General features: G+C 61.1%; 11 protein-coding genes. 4 read left to right on the top strand and 7 right to left on the bottom strand.

What is annotated here, in order from left to right:
* Positions 1–90: 90 nt before the first annotated feature.
* From V8P77_RS27565 to htpX, 3 genes are all read right to left on the bottom strand, one after another.
* Positions 91–1764, bottom strand: coding sequence for a heparinase II/III family protein (locus tag V8P77_RS27565; RefSeq protein ID WP_335915228.1), 1674 nt, complete (start codon positions 1762–1764; stop codon positions 91–93).
* Positions 1765–1979: 215 nt separating this feature from the next.
* Positions 1980–3368: an RsmB/NOP family class I SAM-dependent RNA methyltransferase gene (locus V8P77_RS27560; protein ID WP_335915226.1), complete on the bottom strand. Its 1389-nt coding sequence runs from the start codon at positions 3366–3368 to the stop codon at positions 1980–1982.
* Positions 3359–4321: a zinc metalloprotease HtpX gene (gene htpX / locus V8P77_RS27555; protein ID WP_335915225.1), complete on the bottom strand. Its 963-nt coding sequence runs from the start codon at positions 4319–4321 to the stop codon at positions 3359–3361. The genes V8P77_RS27560 and htpX overlap by 10 nt, the downstream gene beginning before the upstream one ends.
* A 108-nt stretch (positions 4322–4429) precedes the next feature.
* On the opposite strand from htpX, the gene V8P77_RS27550 reads away from it, so the two are divergent.
* Positions 4430–4654, top strand: coding sequence for a DUF1674 domain-containing protein (locus V8P77_RS27550; protein WP_335915224.1), 225 nt, complete (start codon positions 4430–4432; stop codon positions 4652–4654).
* A 229-nt stretch (positions 4655–4883) separates the two neighbouring features.
* Here V8P77_RS27550 and acs read toward each other — a convergent pair whose 3' ends face one another.
* Entirely contained in the window at positions 4884–6839 is a 1956-nt protein-coding gene (gene acs / locus V8P77_RS27545; protein WP_335915223.1) for an acetate--CoA ligase, read from the bottom strand.
* Between the two features lie 228 nt (positions 6840–7067).
* Here acs and V8P77_RS27540 point away from each other — a divergent pair, with 228 nt between their 5' ends.
* A complete protein-coding gene (locus tag V8P77_RS27540; RefSeq protein WP_032991769.1) occupies positions 7068–7772 on the top strand; it encodes a DUF1013 domain-containing protein in 705 nt (234 codons plus the stop codon).
* A gap of 79 nt (positions 7773–7851) precedes the next feature.
* Here the strand turns inward: V8P77_RS27540 and V8P77_RS27535 are convergent, their stop codons facing one another.
* The 3 genes from V8P77_RS27535 to V8P77_RS27525 all read right to left on the bottom strand — a co-directional run bounded on the left by V8P77_RS27535 (position 7852) and on the right by V8P77_RS27525 (position 11688).
* Positions 7852–8787, bottom strand: a complete 936-nt coding sequence (locus V8P77_RS27535; RefSeq protein WP_335915222.1) for a flagellin N-terminal helical domain-containing protein — start codon at positions 8785–8787, stop codon at positions 7852–7854.
* A gap of 255 nt (positions 8788–9042) precedes the next feature.
* Complete coding sequence (locus V8P77_RS27530) at positions 9043–10953, bottom strand: propionyl-CoA synthetase (protein WP_335915220.1); 1911 nt, start codon at positions 10951–10953, stop codon at positions 9043–9045.
* A gap of 75 nt (positions 10954–11028) precedes the next feature.
* Positions 11029–11688 carry a YggS family pyridoxal phosphate-dependent enzyme gene (locus tag V8P77_RS27525; RefSeq protein ID WP_335915219.1) on the bottom strand — a complete coding sequence of 220 codons (660 nt, stop codon included), beginning with the start codon at positions 11686–11688 and terminating at the stop codon, positions 11029–11031.
* 201 nt (positions 11689–11889) lie between these two features.
* Here V8P77_RS27525 and leuS point away from each other — a divergent pair, with 201 nt between their 5' ends.
* Together leuS and lptE are read left to right on the top strand one after the other, a co-directional pair.
* A complete protein-coding gene (gene leuS, locus V8P77_RS27520) occupies positions 11890–14520 on the top strand; it encodes a leucine--tRNA ligase (RefSeq protein WP_335915218.1) in 2631 nt (876 codons plus the stop codon).
* The gene (gene lptE / locus V8P77_RS27515; protein ID WP_335915217.1) at positions 14510–15031 is read left to right on the top strand and encodes an LPS assembly lipoprotein LptE; all 522 of its coding nucleotides are present in this window, start codon (positions 14510–14512) and stop codon (positions 15029–15031) included. Before leuS ends, lptE begins: the two co-directional genes overlap by 11 nt.
* Positions 15032–15033 lie beyond the last annotated feature (2 nt).

The raw sequence follows: 15033 nt of genomic DNA, 5'->3' as shown, positions 1-15033 counted from the left end.
GCACGAGCCATTTTTGGACGGCATCGTACTTTACTTCCATTATCTGGATGCGAACCCGATTTTGACCACTCGGCCCAAAATCGTCCGCTTCTAGCCTTTGCGGGACAAAAACCAGCGGATTTCGGTCTTTTCGGCAAGATCGAAGTCGATCTCGATCTGGTCCGAGCCGCAGATGCCGGAGCTGTCTGCAAAGAAGATGTCCTCGGCGATCAGCACTTCATTGCCGGGTGCGGAAAACAGCCAGCTTTCGCCGTCCGGCGCCGTCAGCAGCACGGACTCTCCGTCACTCTGATGCAGGACGATCGAGGGATGGATATGAAAACGGGCGACGGCCTTCAACGGCTCGTCATTCTCATATCCTTCGCGGACAACGAGCCGGTCGCGGCCTGTCACGATCGAGCCTGCGGCATTGAGCGTCAGCTCACGCTCGTGCAGCACCCCGAACATCCTGAGGTAACCGTCATGGCTGAGCTTGATGCCGTCGCGTCCGTCTTCGGTTTCGGCGCGCTCGACGGTGATTGTCCTCACCGGTTCGATGATCGCGTGGTTCAGGAAGGGCGAGGGCGAAAAACGGCTGGACGAGGTGTCGTTGAGGATAACGGTCGAATGCGCCGCCGTCGTGCGCGCCATCTGAACATAGCGATGCCCGGCAAATTTCGGCGAACCGGAATTGACGATGAAGCGATGACGGCCGGACGACATCTCGAAGGAGAGGCTGCCGGCATGCGCGGTCCGAAGCGCGCCTCCCGAAGGCGGCGTGCCGGTATCGGCAATGATCACCGTCTTTCCCCCGGAAAGCCGCTGATAGCGCGAATGCGGCAAGGCCTTGAACGGCTGACCGGCGGTTTCGTCATATCGCAGCACCGACATCAGCTCGTTTGCGAGCGTGGAGGTCGCCCCGTTGAAGAGCGCCAGGTCCCCGTCCTGATGGCGAAAGAACCGCAATGCCGGATAGATGCGGTCTATGCCGGAGATCAGCTTCTGCGGCAGGTCATGTCCGAGATTGACATAGGTCTGCCGGAGCGGCAGCAGATCGAGCAGCAATTCCAGCCCGACGCGCGGATTGCGCGACACATGGCCGCCATCCGGCAGAATCTGGCTATCAAATTGGCGGTCGAGCGCCTGTGCCGCTCTTCGAAGCGTGGAGGCGCGGGCCGGCATGGCGACGGAGGCCATGGCCAGCGCGATGCGCAGCCGAAACAACTCCAGGCCGCCGAGGGTGAACGGCGCCATGCGGTGCAGGAACCTCACCTGGAACGCCAGCGACTTCATGAAGCGGCGATAGAAGCCGCGATCGGCATTCTGCAGTACCACCGGCGAATGCGACAGCCAGGCAATAACGCGCTGGGCGGTGACGTCGGTTTCCCAGGCAATCCCCTCCATGCGACCGGCATGAATGGAAAGCCAGCTGTCGACGATCGCGCGGGCGGCAGCCGAACTGCGCTCCGTCTTGTTCGCCCGCATATGCCGCAGCCAGCCGAAGCTGTGAAGACGGATCGCGAAGGAGCGCGAGGGCAGGGTGAAGGTGAAGGGCGACTTTTCGTTGGTTTCCAGCATGCGCCCGGCCAGGAGAAACCGTCCGTTGAGGATCTCGTCGGCCACATGCGGATCGATGCTGCGCAGATCGGTCGGCGCGACGATCAGACGCTCGGGCACCTTGATCGAATGGCGAAAGAGCTTCAGGCGCAGCAACGCGACGCGGCGCAAGGCGCGCCGCCAAGCCTCCCGAACATACATGCTCGCAAAACGCCGACCGGACTGCATATTCTATTGTCTATTGACCCTCGTGGTTAAGAATAGGTGAAAAGTGGCCGATTTCATCGTCCGCAATGAATTAATTCGTGACAAAGTTCGAATATACGCACATTGACGCGTTTCACCTGAAATCATGCGAGCAGTTTTGGAGAACGGCATGCGTGACACGAGACTGTGAAGCACCTCGTACAGCCCAGGCTCGCCGCGAGTGCTCAAGCCTGCAATCAGGCCAGGCGCCGCAGCACCGCCGCATAGAAGCCGTCGAGGCCGGAGCCAATCGCATCGGGCATTTTCAGCATGGTGGGAAGCGTACGGAATTCACCGAGCGGCGTGATCGCCGCCTCAAGGCCCGGCCAGTCTCCGGCGCCGATCGGAACGCGCTCGATTGCATCCGTATCGGAAAGAACACGGGCGACAACGTCCTCACCCTCAACAGGATCGAGCGAACAATTCGAAAAAACCAGCGTTCCATCAGGCTTCAGCAATGTCAGCGCATGACGCAGCAGCCGTTCCTGCAGCGCCGCCAGCCTGGCGATATCCTCAGGCCCCTTGGTCCACAACACATCAGGGTGCCGACGCGTCGTGCCGGTGGAAGAGCAAGGGGCATCGAGCAAAATCGCGTCAAAACGCTCCGCCGGCTCGAATGTCGTCAGATCTGCCGCAATCGTCTCCGCTTTGAGACCGAGCCGGTCGAGATTCGACCGCAGCCGTCTCAGCCGGTTTTCCGACTGGTCGAGGGCGGTGACTGCGCCGCCGGCAAGAATCAGCTGCGCCGTCTTGCCGCCGGGTGCGGCACAGAGATCGGCGGTACGTCTGCCCGAGAGATCGCCGAAAAGCTTCGCCGGGATGCTTGCCGCCGCATCCTGCACCCACCATGCGCCCTCGTCGAAGCCTTCGAGCGAGGGGATACCGCCGTCGAAGGCGGCGAGACGCACGCCGCCCGTGGGCAGGACGACGCCATTCAGCCGCTTCGCCCAACCTTGGGGGTCGGACTTGACGGTCAGATCGATTGCTGCCGGTTCGAGCTGGGATTCCGAAATCGCCAGCGCCGCGTCCCGGCCATAGGCCTTTTCCAGCCTGGCGATGAACCAGGCCGGCATCGGCGCGACCTTGCCGATGTCGGCCAGCACCTGCTCCTTCTCGCGGCCGAGCCGGCGGAGGATGGCATTGACCAGCTTGGCAAAACGGCGATTGCGCGGATCCTGATTGGCCTGCTCGACGGCGAGATCGACGGCAGAATGATCCGGGACGTCGAGATAGAGGATCTGTGCTGCCCCGATGGCGAGCACGTGATGCAGCGCTCTTGCCCCCTCCGGCAGCGGCGAATCCAGCAGCCCGGCAATCGCGGCATCGATGCGCGGCAAATGGCGTAGCGTCGTGTTCAGGATGGCGCGGACAAGCGCCCGGTCGCTTTCGCCGAGCGCCCTATAGACTGGGTTGCCGTGTTCATGATCGAGAGCACCGTCGAGCGGCAGCTTGCGGTCGACGACGGCAGCAAGAATTTTTGCCGCCGCGGCCCTGGCCTGCAGGCCGGGCTTTGCCGGAGCAGATCGCTCGGTGGAGGGCTTATGCTTGCGGAATGGCTTCTTCGTGCCGTCTGAATTCAAGACCACGGACCTTTTGGCGGTTGCGAACCACCGCGACCAAGACCCGTATCCGGAACAGAGCGCGATTTGCGCGACGGATTAGCAGCACGAGCAGGCTGCGTCGAGACATTCATACCGCCTTGCGCCATGTCGTGCAGCGCGGCGATGCGGTTTTCCGTGTTCGGATGCGTGGAAAACAGATTGTCCATGCGCTCGCCGGAGAGCGGATTGATGATGAACATATGCGCTGTCGCCGGATTGCGCTCGGCATCCTCGTTCGGCACGTGGGCAGCGCCGCGCGCGATCTTGCCGAGCGCCGAGGCAAGCCAGAGCGGATTGCCGCAGATCTCGGCGCCGCGGCGGTCGGCTGAATATTCGCGGGTGCGGCTGATCGCCATTTGCACTAGCATGGCGGCGAGCGGCGCCACGATCATCGCCACGATGACGCCGACGAAGCCGAGGGGATTGCTGTTGTTGTCACGATTGCCGCCGAAGAAGAAGGCGAAGTTGCCGAGCATGGAGATTGCGCCGGCAAGCGTTGCCGTGATCGTCATCGTCAGCGTGTCGCGGTTCTGAATGTGGGCCAGTTCATGCGCCATCACACCTGCGACCTCCTCGGCAGACAAGGCGCTCAGCAGACCGGTCGAGGCGGCGACGGCGGCATTGTCGGGATTGCGGCCGGTGGCGAAGGCATTCGGCTGCGGGCTGTCGTAGAGATAGACCTTCGGCATCGGCAAGCCGGCATTGCGGGCGAGATCGCGCACGATCCGGAAGAATTCCGGCGCGTTGCGCTCATCGACCTCCTGCGCGTGATAGGCCGAAAGCACCATGCGGTCGGAATTCCAATAGGAGAAGAAATTCATGCCAGCGGCAATGACGAATGCGATCATCATGCCGGCCCGACCGCCGATCAGGAAGCCGACAAACATGAAAAGCGCCGTCATGAAGGCAAGCAACATGGCAGTGCGAACGAGGTTCATGGCGGATCTCCATCTCCGATTTCGGCGTCACGAGCTTTCAATCCCGGCACCGGCGCATTATGATTTGGTTATTCATCAGCCATTTTCAATATTCCGGCAGGAGACGGCATGCAGGACGCCGATAACGACAATAGCGAAACGCCGATGGCCGAGGGATCGGAGCCGCCGCGCAAGATGCTGTCCCCGGCTGCCAGACGCGCGCTTGCCGAAGCCGAGGAGCGGCGAAAGAACCAGAAGCCGCTGGAGCTGCCGCCGGAGATCGGCGGCCGCGGCGGAGCCGAGCCGGCGCGTTTCGGCGATTACGAAATCAATGGCAGGGCGATCGATTTCTAAGCCAATATTTGCTGTTGGCTTCCTCGGCCGCAGAATAGAACTAAGAATCCGGCTAATGACATTTTAAGCGACAGGTATTTCAGGCACATCTAGCAGGCGTGACCTCGCCGGGAATGTTCTCAGGGCTTCGCCCGTGAACATGTTTGGATGCCACAAACCACGCATCGAATACGCGGAAACAAAAGAGCCGCCCCGGAAGCCCGAAAGGGGATCGGAGCGGCTCCATCTATCAGGCGGTCGCCTTGTTCTGCCGGTTGGCGATCAGATCCTCCACCACGGCCGGATCGGCCAGCGTCGAGGTATCGCCGAGCGCGCCGAAATCGTCTTCGGCGATCTTGCGCAGGATGCGGCGCATGATCTTGCCGGAGCGGGTCTTCGGTAGGCCGGGCGCAAACTGGATCTTGTCGGGCGCGGCGATCGGGCCGATTTCGGCCCGCACATGTTTCACCAGTTCCTGGCGAAGCGTATCCGATCCCTCGTGACCGGCCATCAGCGTCACATAGCAATAAATGCCCTGGCCCTTGATCGGATGCGGATAACCGACGACCGCGGCTTCCGAAACCAGATTATGCGAGACGAGCGCGGATTCCACCTCCGCCGTGCCGAGCCGGTGGCCGGAGACGTTCAGCACATCGTCGACGCGGCCGGTGATCCAGTAATAACCGTCCGCATCGCGCCGGCAGCCATCGCCGGTGAAATACTTACCCTTGTAGGTGGAAAAATAGGTCTGGATGAAGCGCTCATGATCGCCATAGACCGTGCGCATCTGGCCCGGCCAGCTGTCGGTGATGCAGAGATTGCCGTCGGCCGCGCCTTCAAGCACCTTGCCTTCATTGTCGACCAACTCAGGCTTGACGCCGAAGAACGGCATCGTCGCCGAACCGGGTTTCAGATCGGTGGCGCCGGGCAGCGGCGTGATCATGTGACCGCCGGTTTCCGTCTGCCACCACGTATCGATGACAGGGCAGCGCTTGTCGCCGACGACATTGTAGTACCACTCCCAGGCCTCGGGATTGATCGGCTCGCCGACCGTGCCGAGCAGGCGCAGCGAAGAGCGCGAGGAGCGCGTGACGAAGTCGTCGCCGGCACCCATCAGCGAGCGGATCGCCGTCGGCGCCGTATAGAAGATGTTGACCTTGTGCTTGTCGATGACTTCCCAGAAACGGCCCTGGTCCGGGAAGTTCGGCACGCCCTCGAACATCAGCGTCGTCGCGCAGTTCGCAAGCGGCCCATAGACGATATAGGAGTGGCCGGTCACCCAGCCGACATCGGCCGTGCACCAATAGACGTCGCCGTGGTGATAATCGAAGACATATTCATGCGTCATCGCCGCATAGACGAGATAACCGCCCGTCGTGTGCAGCACGCCCTTCGGTTTGCCGGTCGAGCCGGACGTATATAGAATGAAGAGCGGATCTTCCGCCTTCATCTTCACCGGTGGGCATTCCGCCTTCACCGTGGCCATTTCCTGGTGATACCAGAGGTCGCGGCCGGGCGCCCAGCCGGTCTTGCCGCCGGTGCGGCGAACGACCAGCACCTTGCTGACATTGACATGCTGGCGGGCGGCGATATGGATCGCCGTATCGGTATTGTCCTTCAGCGGCACCGGCTTGCCGCCGCGCAGACCTTCGTCGCAGGTGATGACGAAAGTGGATTCGCAGTCAACGATGCGCCCGGCCAGCGCCTCGGGCGAGAAACCGCCGAAGACGACCGAATGCACCGCGCCGATGCGGGCGCAGGCGAGCATTGCATAGGCCGCTTCCGGGATCATCGGCATATAGATGGTGACGCGATCGCCTTTCTTGACGCCGTGCTTCTTCAACACGTTCGCCATCCGGCAGACATGCTCGTAGAGCTCGTTATAGGTGACCTTCTTGTCGATATAGGGGTTGTCGCCCTCCCAGATGATCGCCACCTGGTCGCCATTCGTTTTCAGATGACGGTCGATGCAGTTGTAGGAGACATTTGTCTGACCGTCCTCGAACCACTTGATCGAAACCTTGCCGGTAAAGGAAGTGTTCTTGACCTTGGTATAGGGCTTGAACCAGTCGATCCGCCTGCCGTGCTTGCCCCAGAACTTGTCGGGGTTCTCGACGCTTTCCTCATACCATTTCAGGTACTTTTCCTTATCGATCAGGGCGCGCGCCTTCACCGGCTTCGTGACCGGATAGATCTTCTCCGACATGCAACTCCTCCTCATGGGACATGCGACGGGCCGCGTGAGCTATGGCCCGGACTTGAAATCACGGCAATTCATAGCAGTTCGCCTCGCCACGGCAATTAGACAAAGGTCATTTCATTTCGGAAGAATTGCAATTCTGCGACAGTGCGGTTATATAGCGCCATATTTCCCGGACATTGTGGTGACAATCCACGGACCGCGACCGGCGCGGACGATAGAAGGACTATATCCATGGCTCAAACACTGCTCATGCCGAAGGCGACAGCCATTTGGCTCGTCGACAATACGGCACTGTCTTTCGATCAGATCGCGCAGTTCTGCAAACTGCATCCGCTCGAAGTCAAGGCGATCGCCGACGGCGAAGCGGCGCAGGGCATCAAGGGCCTCGACCCGATCTCGACAGGACAGCTTTCCCGCGACGAGATTGCCCGCGCCGAGGCCAATCCGAACCACAAGCTGAAGCTTTCCGAACCGAAGGTGCGGGTGCCGGAATCCAAGCGCCGCGGTCCGCGTTATACGCCGGTTTCCAAGCGTCAGGACCGGCCGAACGCCATTCTCTGGCTCGTTCGCAACCATCCGGAGCTGAAGGACGCGCAGATTTCCCGCCTCGTCGGCACGACGAAATCGACAATCGAACAAATCCGCGAGCGCACCCACTGGAACTCCGCCAACCTCGCGCCGATGGATCCGGTTACGCTTGGCCTCTGCAGCCAGATCGATCTCGACATGGAAGTGGAAAAGGCCTCCAAGGGCCGTCCGCTACCGACCGCTGCCGAGTTGGGCGCAACGCTGCAATCGGCCCAGGACACCGAGCGCCTGACCCCGAGCCACGAGCGCGAGGAGGAAAAGGAAAAGGAAATCGACGCCGACGCCGTCTTCCGCAAGCTGAGCTCGCTACGCTCTGCCCCGAAGGACGAGGACGACGATCAGTACTGAGATATCAGTCGTCTCACAAAAAACCCCGCCGGTTTGAGCTGACCGGCGGGGTTTTTTATTGCGGATGGCCTGTTTCGTATTAGCTGCGGAACAGGGTGAGGATGTTCTGCGCCGAGCTGTTGGCGATCGAGAGAGACTGGATGGCGAGTTGCTGCTGTGTCTGCAACGCCGAAAGCTTGCTCGACTCCTCTTCCATATCGGCATCGACAAGGCGGCCGACGCCGGAGTCGATTGAATCGTGCAGGCCGCTGACGAAGGTCTCCTGCAGCTGGATACGGGTCGAGATCGAGCCGAGGGCCGAACCGGCGGCGGTCATGGCGCCGAGAACCAGCTCGATGCCGGTCAAGGCTGCATCGAGCTGACCCTGGGTGAAACCGGTGATGTCGAGATCATAGATCGACGGCATGACGATGACAGTGCCGCCATAAGTTCCGTTGAAGGCCGTACCGATGATACCGCTGCTCGTCTCGATCGCACCGGTGCTGGTCATGCCGAAAAGCACGTTTCCAAGCGAGCCTGAATCGAGCACGTAATCGGTCATCTTGACCGAAACGGCATTGCTGCCGTCGCGCACGAAGGACGAGACGACGCTCTTCGTGCCGGAGGCGCCGGCGACCCAGTTTTCGCCGGAGAAGGACGCCGACTGAGCGATGCTGAGCAGTTGCTCCTGATACTGATCGAGTTCCTGCTGGATCTTCGTCTTGTCGACACCCTTTTCGGTGGCGGCCACGATCTTGGCCTTGATTTCGCTGACGACATCGAGTGCGCTATCCATGGCCGAATAGGCGGTATCGACCTTGGCCGCGCCGAGCCCGAGCGCGTCGGAGACGGCCGAAAGCGCCATGTTGTCGGAACGCATGGTCGTTGCGATTGACCAGTAGGCGGCGTTGTCGGCCGCTTTCTCCACACGGTAACCAGATGAAACGCGACCCTGGGTGTCCTTGAGGCTATCGTTTACGCCGCGCAAAGTCTGCAGCGCTGCCATAGCAGCGTTGTTGGTGAGGATGCTTGTCATGATCCGTTCCACAATCGTTGAGAAAGGGGCATCCGGACTACAGCGCCGCGCATCTTTCAGACGCGCGAAGGACGCTGTAGCACTTCAACTGCTGCATAATTTTGTCCTGAAATCGATTCCGATTTAAGGAATTATGCAGTAGGCCGGTAACGGCGACTGCGTCATGCAAAGCCTGCTATGCAAGCCATTGCCGTTAACAAATGCTTGCATCGATATGGTTAACATTTCCTCAATTAGGTTTACCGAAAGTTTAATTCACATCGGCAAGGAGCCTAAACCGCGGCCGCGCAGCGCCTCGGCAATTTCCTCCAAAATCGTTGGATCATCGATGGTTGCAGGCATTTTCCAGGGCATGCCGTCGGCGATCTTCTGCATCGTGCCGCGCAGGATTTTGCCGGAGCGTGTCTTCGGCAACCGGTTAACGGTGATGGCCGTCTTGAAGGCGGCGACAGGCCCGATCGAATCACGAATCATCGCCACAACCTCTGATTCGATCGCCGTCGCGTCACGGGAAATATTTCGCTTCAGCACCAGGAAACCACAGGGTGCCTGACCCTTCAGCGCATCGATCACGCCGATGACCGCGCATTCGGCGACATCTGGATGACGAGCGCAGACCTCCTCCATCGCCCCTGTCGAGAGCCGATGCCCGGCGCAATTGATGATGTCGTCGGTGCGCGACATGATGAAGAGATAGCCGTCCTCATCGACATAGCCGGCATCGGCCGTCTTGTAATAGCCGGGAAACTCATCGAGATAGGCCGAGCGAAAACGCTCGTCGGCGTTCCAGAGGGTCGGCAGGCAGCCGGGCGGCAGGGGCAGCTTCACGACGATATTGCCGAGCGTTCCCGTCTCGATCGGATGACCGGCATCGTCGAGCACCGCGATATCGTAGCCGGGCATCGGCAGCGCCGGTGACCCGTGCTTGATGGGAAGGGCGCCGAGACCGAGCGGATTTGCAGCGATCGGCCAGCCGGTCTCCGTCTGCCACCAATGATCGATGACAGGTATACCGAGCATACGCTCCGCCCATTTCAGCGTTTCCGGATCCGCCCTCTCGCCGGCCAGAAACAGTGCGCGCAAATCCGGCATCGGATATTGGCGCATCAGTTCACCCTCACCGTCCTCCCGCCGGATGGCGCGGAAGGCCGTCGGCGCCGTGAACAGCACCCGCACCTTATGCTCCGAAACGACGCGCCAGACTGCACCGGCATCCGGAGTGCCGACCGGTTTTCCCTCGAAGATCAGCGTGGTGACGCCTGATAGCAGCGGCGCATAGACGATATAGGAATGTCCGACGACCCAGCCGATATCCGAAGCCGTCCAGAACACTTCGCCCGGCTTCAAGCCGTAGATATTCCGCATCGACCAGTTGAGCGCGACCATATGGCCGCCATTGTCGCGCACGACACCCTTCGGTTGGCCGGTCGTGCCCGAGGTATAGAGGATGTAGAGCGGATCGGTCGCCTTGACGGAAACACAGGCGATCTCGTCGCCACGATGCTGCGCCACCGCCACCTCGAAATCCTGATCTCGACCGCTGACGAGATCTGCCCGAAGCTCCGGCCGCTGCAGCACCAGACAGCGTTCCGGCTTCGAACGCGCGATCGCAATCGCCTGATCGACCAGTGGCTTATAGGCGACGATGCGACCAGGTTCGAGGCCGCAGCTCGCGGTGATCACCAGCTTCGCACCGCAATCGTCGATGCGCGCCGCAAGTTCGCTGGCGGCAAACCCGCCGAAAACGACGGAGTGAACCGCACCGATGCGGGCGCAGGCGAGCATCGAAAAGACCGCCTGCGGCACCATCGGCATATAAAGGATGACGCGATCACCCTTGCCGATGCCGCGCTCGACCAACGCTGCAGCGATGGCCATCACCTCGCCAAGCACCTCATCATAGGTGAAACGACGCTTCTCGCCGCTCATCGCGCTGTCGAAGATGACTGCCGTCACGCTCCCGCGTCCGGCGCTCACATGCCGGTCCAGGCAATTGTGGCAGGTATTGGTTTCAGCGCCCGAGAACCACCGGCCGTAGACGCCGGCATCCGGCGAAAACACCCGCTCCGCTGGCTTGAACCAATCGATATCGGCGGCCGCTTCGCGCCAGAAGGCTTCGGGATCGTGTTTCCAGGCCGCATAGGCCTGATGATAGCCGTTCCGCATCTGCTCCTCCCCAGGACATGCAAACCTAATCTAGGCGGCATTGAGGGGAACAGGAAGCCCGACCAAAGCAGCGTTTCAGCGCGTGCCGAAAATCGCTGATCCCACACGCACGCTGGTGGCGCCAAAGGCGATAGCCGTCCCGTAGTCGCCCGACATGCCCATGGAAAGCTTTTCGACGCCGCATTTGAGCGCGAGCTTTGCCAGCAGGGCGAAATGCGGTCCGGGATTTTCCTCGGCCGGCGGAATGCACATCAAACCTTCGATCGAAAGGCCGAGTTCGTCGCGGCAGAGAGCGACGAAGGCCGGCGTGTCGTCAGGAGCGATGCCGGCCTTCTGCGGTTCGAGCCCGGTATTGACCTGGACATAGAGCCGCAGCGCCTTGCCTTGCCGCCTCATCTCCTCGGCAAGTGCGCGGGCGATCTTTTCCCGGTCCACCGTCTCGATGACGTCGAAAAGTGCGACGGCATCCGCCGCCTTGTTCGATTGCAGCGGTCCGATCAGATGCAGCTCGATATCCTGATGCTCGGCCTTCAGCGCCGGCCACTTGCCCTGGCTTTCCTGAACCCGGTTTTCCCCGAACACACGCTGCCCGGCGTCGATGGCCGGGCGGATCGCGTCCGCCTCGAAGGTCTTCGACACCGCGACGAGCTGAACGGAACCCGCCGATCGGCCTGCTTCGCGTTCCGCGGCGGCGATCCGCGACCGCACGTCGTTCAAGCGCTCTTGAAGTTCCATCGTTCTGCCTCGACATACCAGCATGAAAGGATTGGCAATGAACTAACCAGCCAACCTGTGCTTGCCAAGACCCGCTTTCGCGAAATCGCTTGCGCATGATCAAGATCGGACGCTTGCAGCGGCTGCAAAACTTGACGCTGTGGTGGTTTCATGGTGAAGGTCTCGACCAATCTCCCCTGATGTTCCGGAAATACGAATACCATGGCCACCGAACGTTATAATCCGCGCGATGCCGAGCCCCGCTGGCAGCAGAAATGGAATGAAGACAAGGTCTTCGAGACCGACAACGCCGATCCGCGCGAAAAATATTACGTCCTCGAAATGTTCCCCTATCCGTCGGGGCGCATCCATATGGGCCATGTCCGCAATTACGCCATGGGCGACGTCGTCGCCCGTTACAAGCGCGCCCGCGGCTACAACGTACTGCACCCGATGGGCTGGGACGCTTTCGGCATGCCGGCGGAGAACGCCGCCATGGAGCGCGGCGTGCATCCCGCCTCCTGGACGTATCAGAACATCGGTTCGATGAAGGCGCAGCTGAAGGCCATGGGACTTTCGCTGGACTGGAGCCGCGAATTCGCCACCTGTGACGTCGAATATTACCAGCACCAGCAGCATCTCTTCCTGGATTTCCTGGAGAAGGGCCTTGTCTATCGCAAGCAGTCGAAGGTGAACTGGGATCCCGTCGACAACACCGTGCTCGCCAACGAACAGGTGATCGACGGCCGCGGCTGGCGTTCCGGCGCCCTGGTCGAACAGCGCGAGCTGACACAATGGTTCTTCAAGATCACCGATTTCAGTCAGGACCTGCTGGACGCGCTGGATACGCTCGACCAATGGCCGGAAAAAGTGCGCCTGATGCAGAAGAACTGGATCGGCCGCTCGGAGGGCCTGGCGATCCGCTGGGAGATCGTGCCGGAAACGGCACCTGCGGGCGAAAGCGAAGTCACGGTCTATACGACCCGGCCGGACACGCTTTTCGGTGCCTCCTTCCTGGCGATTGCCGCCGATCATCCGCTGGCAAGGGATGCCGCGGCGAAGAACCCTGAGGTCGAAGCCTTCTGCGAGGAGTGCCGCCGGGCCGGTACGTCGCTCGCAGCACTCGAAACCGCTGAAAAGAAGGGCATGGACACCGGCATCCGCGTCAGGCATCCGCTCGACCCCTCTTGGGAACTGCCTGTTTATGTCGCCAATTTCGTCCTGATGGATTACGGCACGGGCGCGATCTTCGGCTGCCCCTCGGGCGACCAGCGCGACCTTGATTTTGCCCGCAAATATGGTCTGCCGGTCGTACCCGTCGTCATGCCCCGGGATGGCGATGCGGCAAGCTTCTCCGTCGGCGACACCGCCTATGACGGTGATGGCGTGATGATCAATTCACGCTTCCTCGACGGCAAGACGACCGAGGAAGCCTTCAATATCGTCGCCGACCGGCTGTCGGCCGCGTCGCTCAGCAATGCGCCGCAGGGTGAACGTAAGGTCAATTTCCGTCTGCGCGACTGGGGCATTTCCCGCCAGCGTTATTGGGGCTGCCCGATTCCGGTCATCCATTGCGATGATTGCGGCGTCGTGCCCGTGCCGAAAAGAGATCTGCCGGTCAAACTGCCCGACGACGTCACCTTCGACCAGCCCGGCAATCCGCTCGATCGTCATCTGACCTGGCGCCATGTCTCCTGCCCGAACTGCGGCAAGGATGCTCGCCGTGAGACGGATACGATGGACACCTTCGTCGATTCGAGCTGGTATTTCACCCGCTTCACCGCACCCTCGGAAGGAAAGCCGACCGATCCGGAGGCGGCGAACCGCTGGCTTCCGGTCGACCAGTATATTGGCGGCATCGAGCACGCGATCCTGCACCTGCTCTATTCCCGCTTCTTCACCCGCGCCATGCGCGAGACCGGTCACGTCGCCGCCACCGAACCCTTCAAGGGTCTCTTCACCCAGGGCATGGTGGTCCACGAAACCTATAGTCGCGGCGCAGGCGCCGGCCGCGAATGGGTGGCACCCGCCGATATCCGCATCGACGAACTCGACGGCAAACGCCGCGCCTTCTTGCTGGCGTCAGGCGAAGAAGTTGCGATCGGCTCGATCGAGAAGATGTCGAAATCGAAAAAGAACGTTGTCGATCCCGACGATATCATCGCCTCCTACGGCGCCGATACCGCCCGTTTCTTCGTTCTGTCCGACTCCCCGCCCGAGCGTGACGTCATCTGGTCCGAAGCGGGCGTCGAAGGCGCTCATCGTTTCACTCAGCGTCTGTGGCGCTTGATTTCCGAAGCAGCCGACGCGCTCTCCGCCGTGGTACCTGCGCCGGCAACCGATGGGGAGGCGTTGTCGATCTCGCAGGCCGCCCACAAGACGCTGAAGGCTGTCGGGAACGACTATGACAAGCTCTGGTTCAACAAGGCCGTTGCCCGAATTTATGAACTCGTCAACGCGCTGGCCGCCCCGATGATGAGGGTTGCGGCAGGTGAGGGAGATGCCACCTATCGCGCGGCGGTGCGCGATGCCGCCGAGATTCTGATTCAGCTCGTCTCCCCGATGACGCCGCATCTGGCTGAGGAATGCTGGGCCGCGCTCGGCAATGAAGGTTTGCTTGCCCGGACAAGCTGGCCGCGATACGACGAAACCCTCGTCATCGAAAACGATCTCGTCTTGCCGGTACAGATCAACGGCAAGAAACGCGCTGAATTGACAATTTCTCGCGATGCAGATCAGAATGCCGTCACCAACGCCGTGCTGGATCTGGATGCAGTGAAGAACGCGCTGAACGGACAGGCACCGAAGAAGATCATCGTGGTTCCCCGAAGGATTGTAAACATTGTCGTTTGATATCGCTTGCAAGCTGGCCCGCAATGCCGGCATCGCCGTGATCTTTGCCTCGGCGGCTTTTCTCTCCGCCTGCCAGGTCCGACCGCTTTATTCCGAGAGTTCCGGTGTCGTCGAAAAGCTTTCCTCGGTCGGCTTTTCCCCGGCAAGCAGCCGCGTCGAGCAGCAGGTGCGCAATCGCCTGATCTTCCTGGCGTCGCGCGGTGCCGGTGAAGCGGTAAACCCGCAATATCAGGTTGAGATTCACGCTACCTCGTCTGTTGCCGATACGCTCCTGACGGATTCCTCGGACACGTCGCGCGCCGGCCGTGTGACCGTCAGCGTCACCTACACGCTGCGTTCGGCGACCGACAATCACGTGATTAAGGCCGGCAGCCGAGCTACCACGGCGCTGGTGGATTTTTCCGAACAGGAATTCGCCAAGCAGCGTGCGATCCGTGATGCCCAGAACCGCGCGGCGGATCAGGTGGCGGAATTCGTGGGAGCCGATATCGCCGCTGCCCTCAGCCGCTGAGG

The organism is Rhizobium aouanii (assembly GCF_037002925.1).
GTDB classification, from domain to species: domain Bacteria; phylum Pseudomonadota; class Alphaproteobacteria; order Rhizobiales; family Rhizobiaceae; genus Rhizobium; species Rhizobium aouanii.
The sequence above is the reverse complement of the archived record's forward strand: the minus strand, read 5'-3'. Positions and strand labels throughout refer to the sequence as shown.

Coding starts and splice junctions, on each gene's coding strand:
- V8P77_RS27535 (WP_335915222.1), bottom strand. CDS start 8,787: ATGACAAGCATCCTCACCAACAACGCTGCTATGGCAGCGCTGCAGACT.
- V8P77_RS27550 (WP_335915224.1), top strand. CDS start 4,430: ATGCAGGACGCCGATAACGACAATAGCGAAACGCCGATGGCCGAGGGA.
- V8P77_RS27540 (WP_032991769.1), top strand. CDS start 7,068: ATGGCTCAAACACTGCTCATGCCGAAGGCGACAGCCATTTGGCTCGTC.
- htpX (WP_335915225.1), bottom strand. CDS start 4,321: ATGAACCTCGTTCGCACTGCCATGTTGCTTGCCTTCATGACGGCGCTT.
- V8P77_RS27530 (WP_335915220.1), bottom strand. CDS start 10,953: ATGCGGAACGGCTATCATCAGGCCTATGCGGCCTGGAAACACGATCCC.
- V8P77_RS27565 (WP_335915228.1), bottom strand. CDS start 1,764: ATGCAGTCCGGTCGGCGTTTTGCGAGCATGTATGTTCGGGAGGCTTGG.
- acs (WP_335915223.1), bottom strand. CDS start 6,839: ATGTCGGAGAAGATCTATCCGGTCACGAAGCCGGTGAAGGCGCGCGCC.
- leuS (WP_335915218.1), top strand. CDS start 11,890: ATGGCCACCGAACGTTATAATCCGCGCGATGCCGAGCCCCGCTGGCAG.
- V8P77_RS27525 (WP_335915219.1), bottom strand. CDS start 11,688: ATGGAACTTCAAGAGCGCTTGAACGACGTGCGGTCGCGGATCGCCGCC.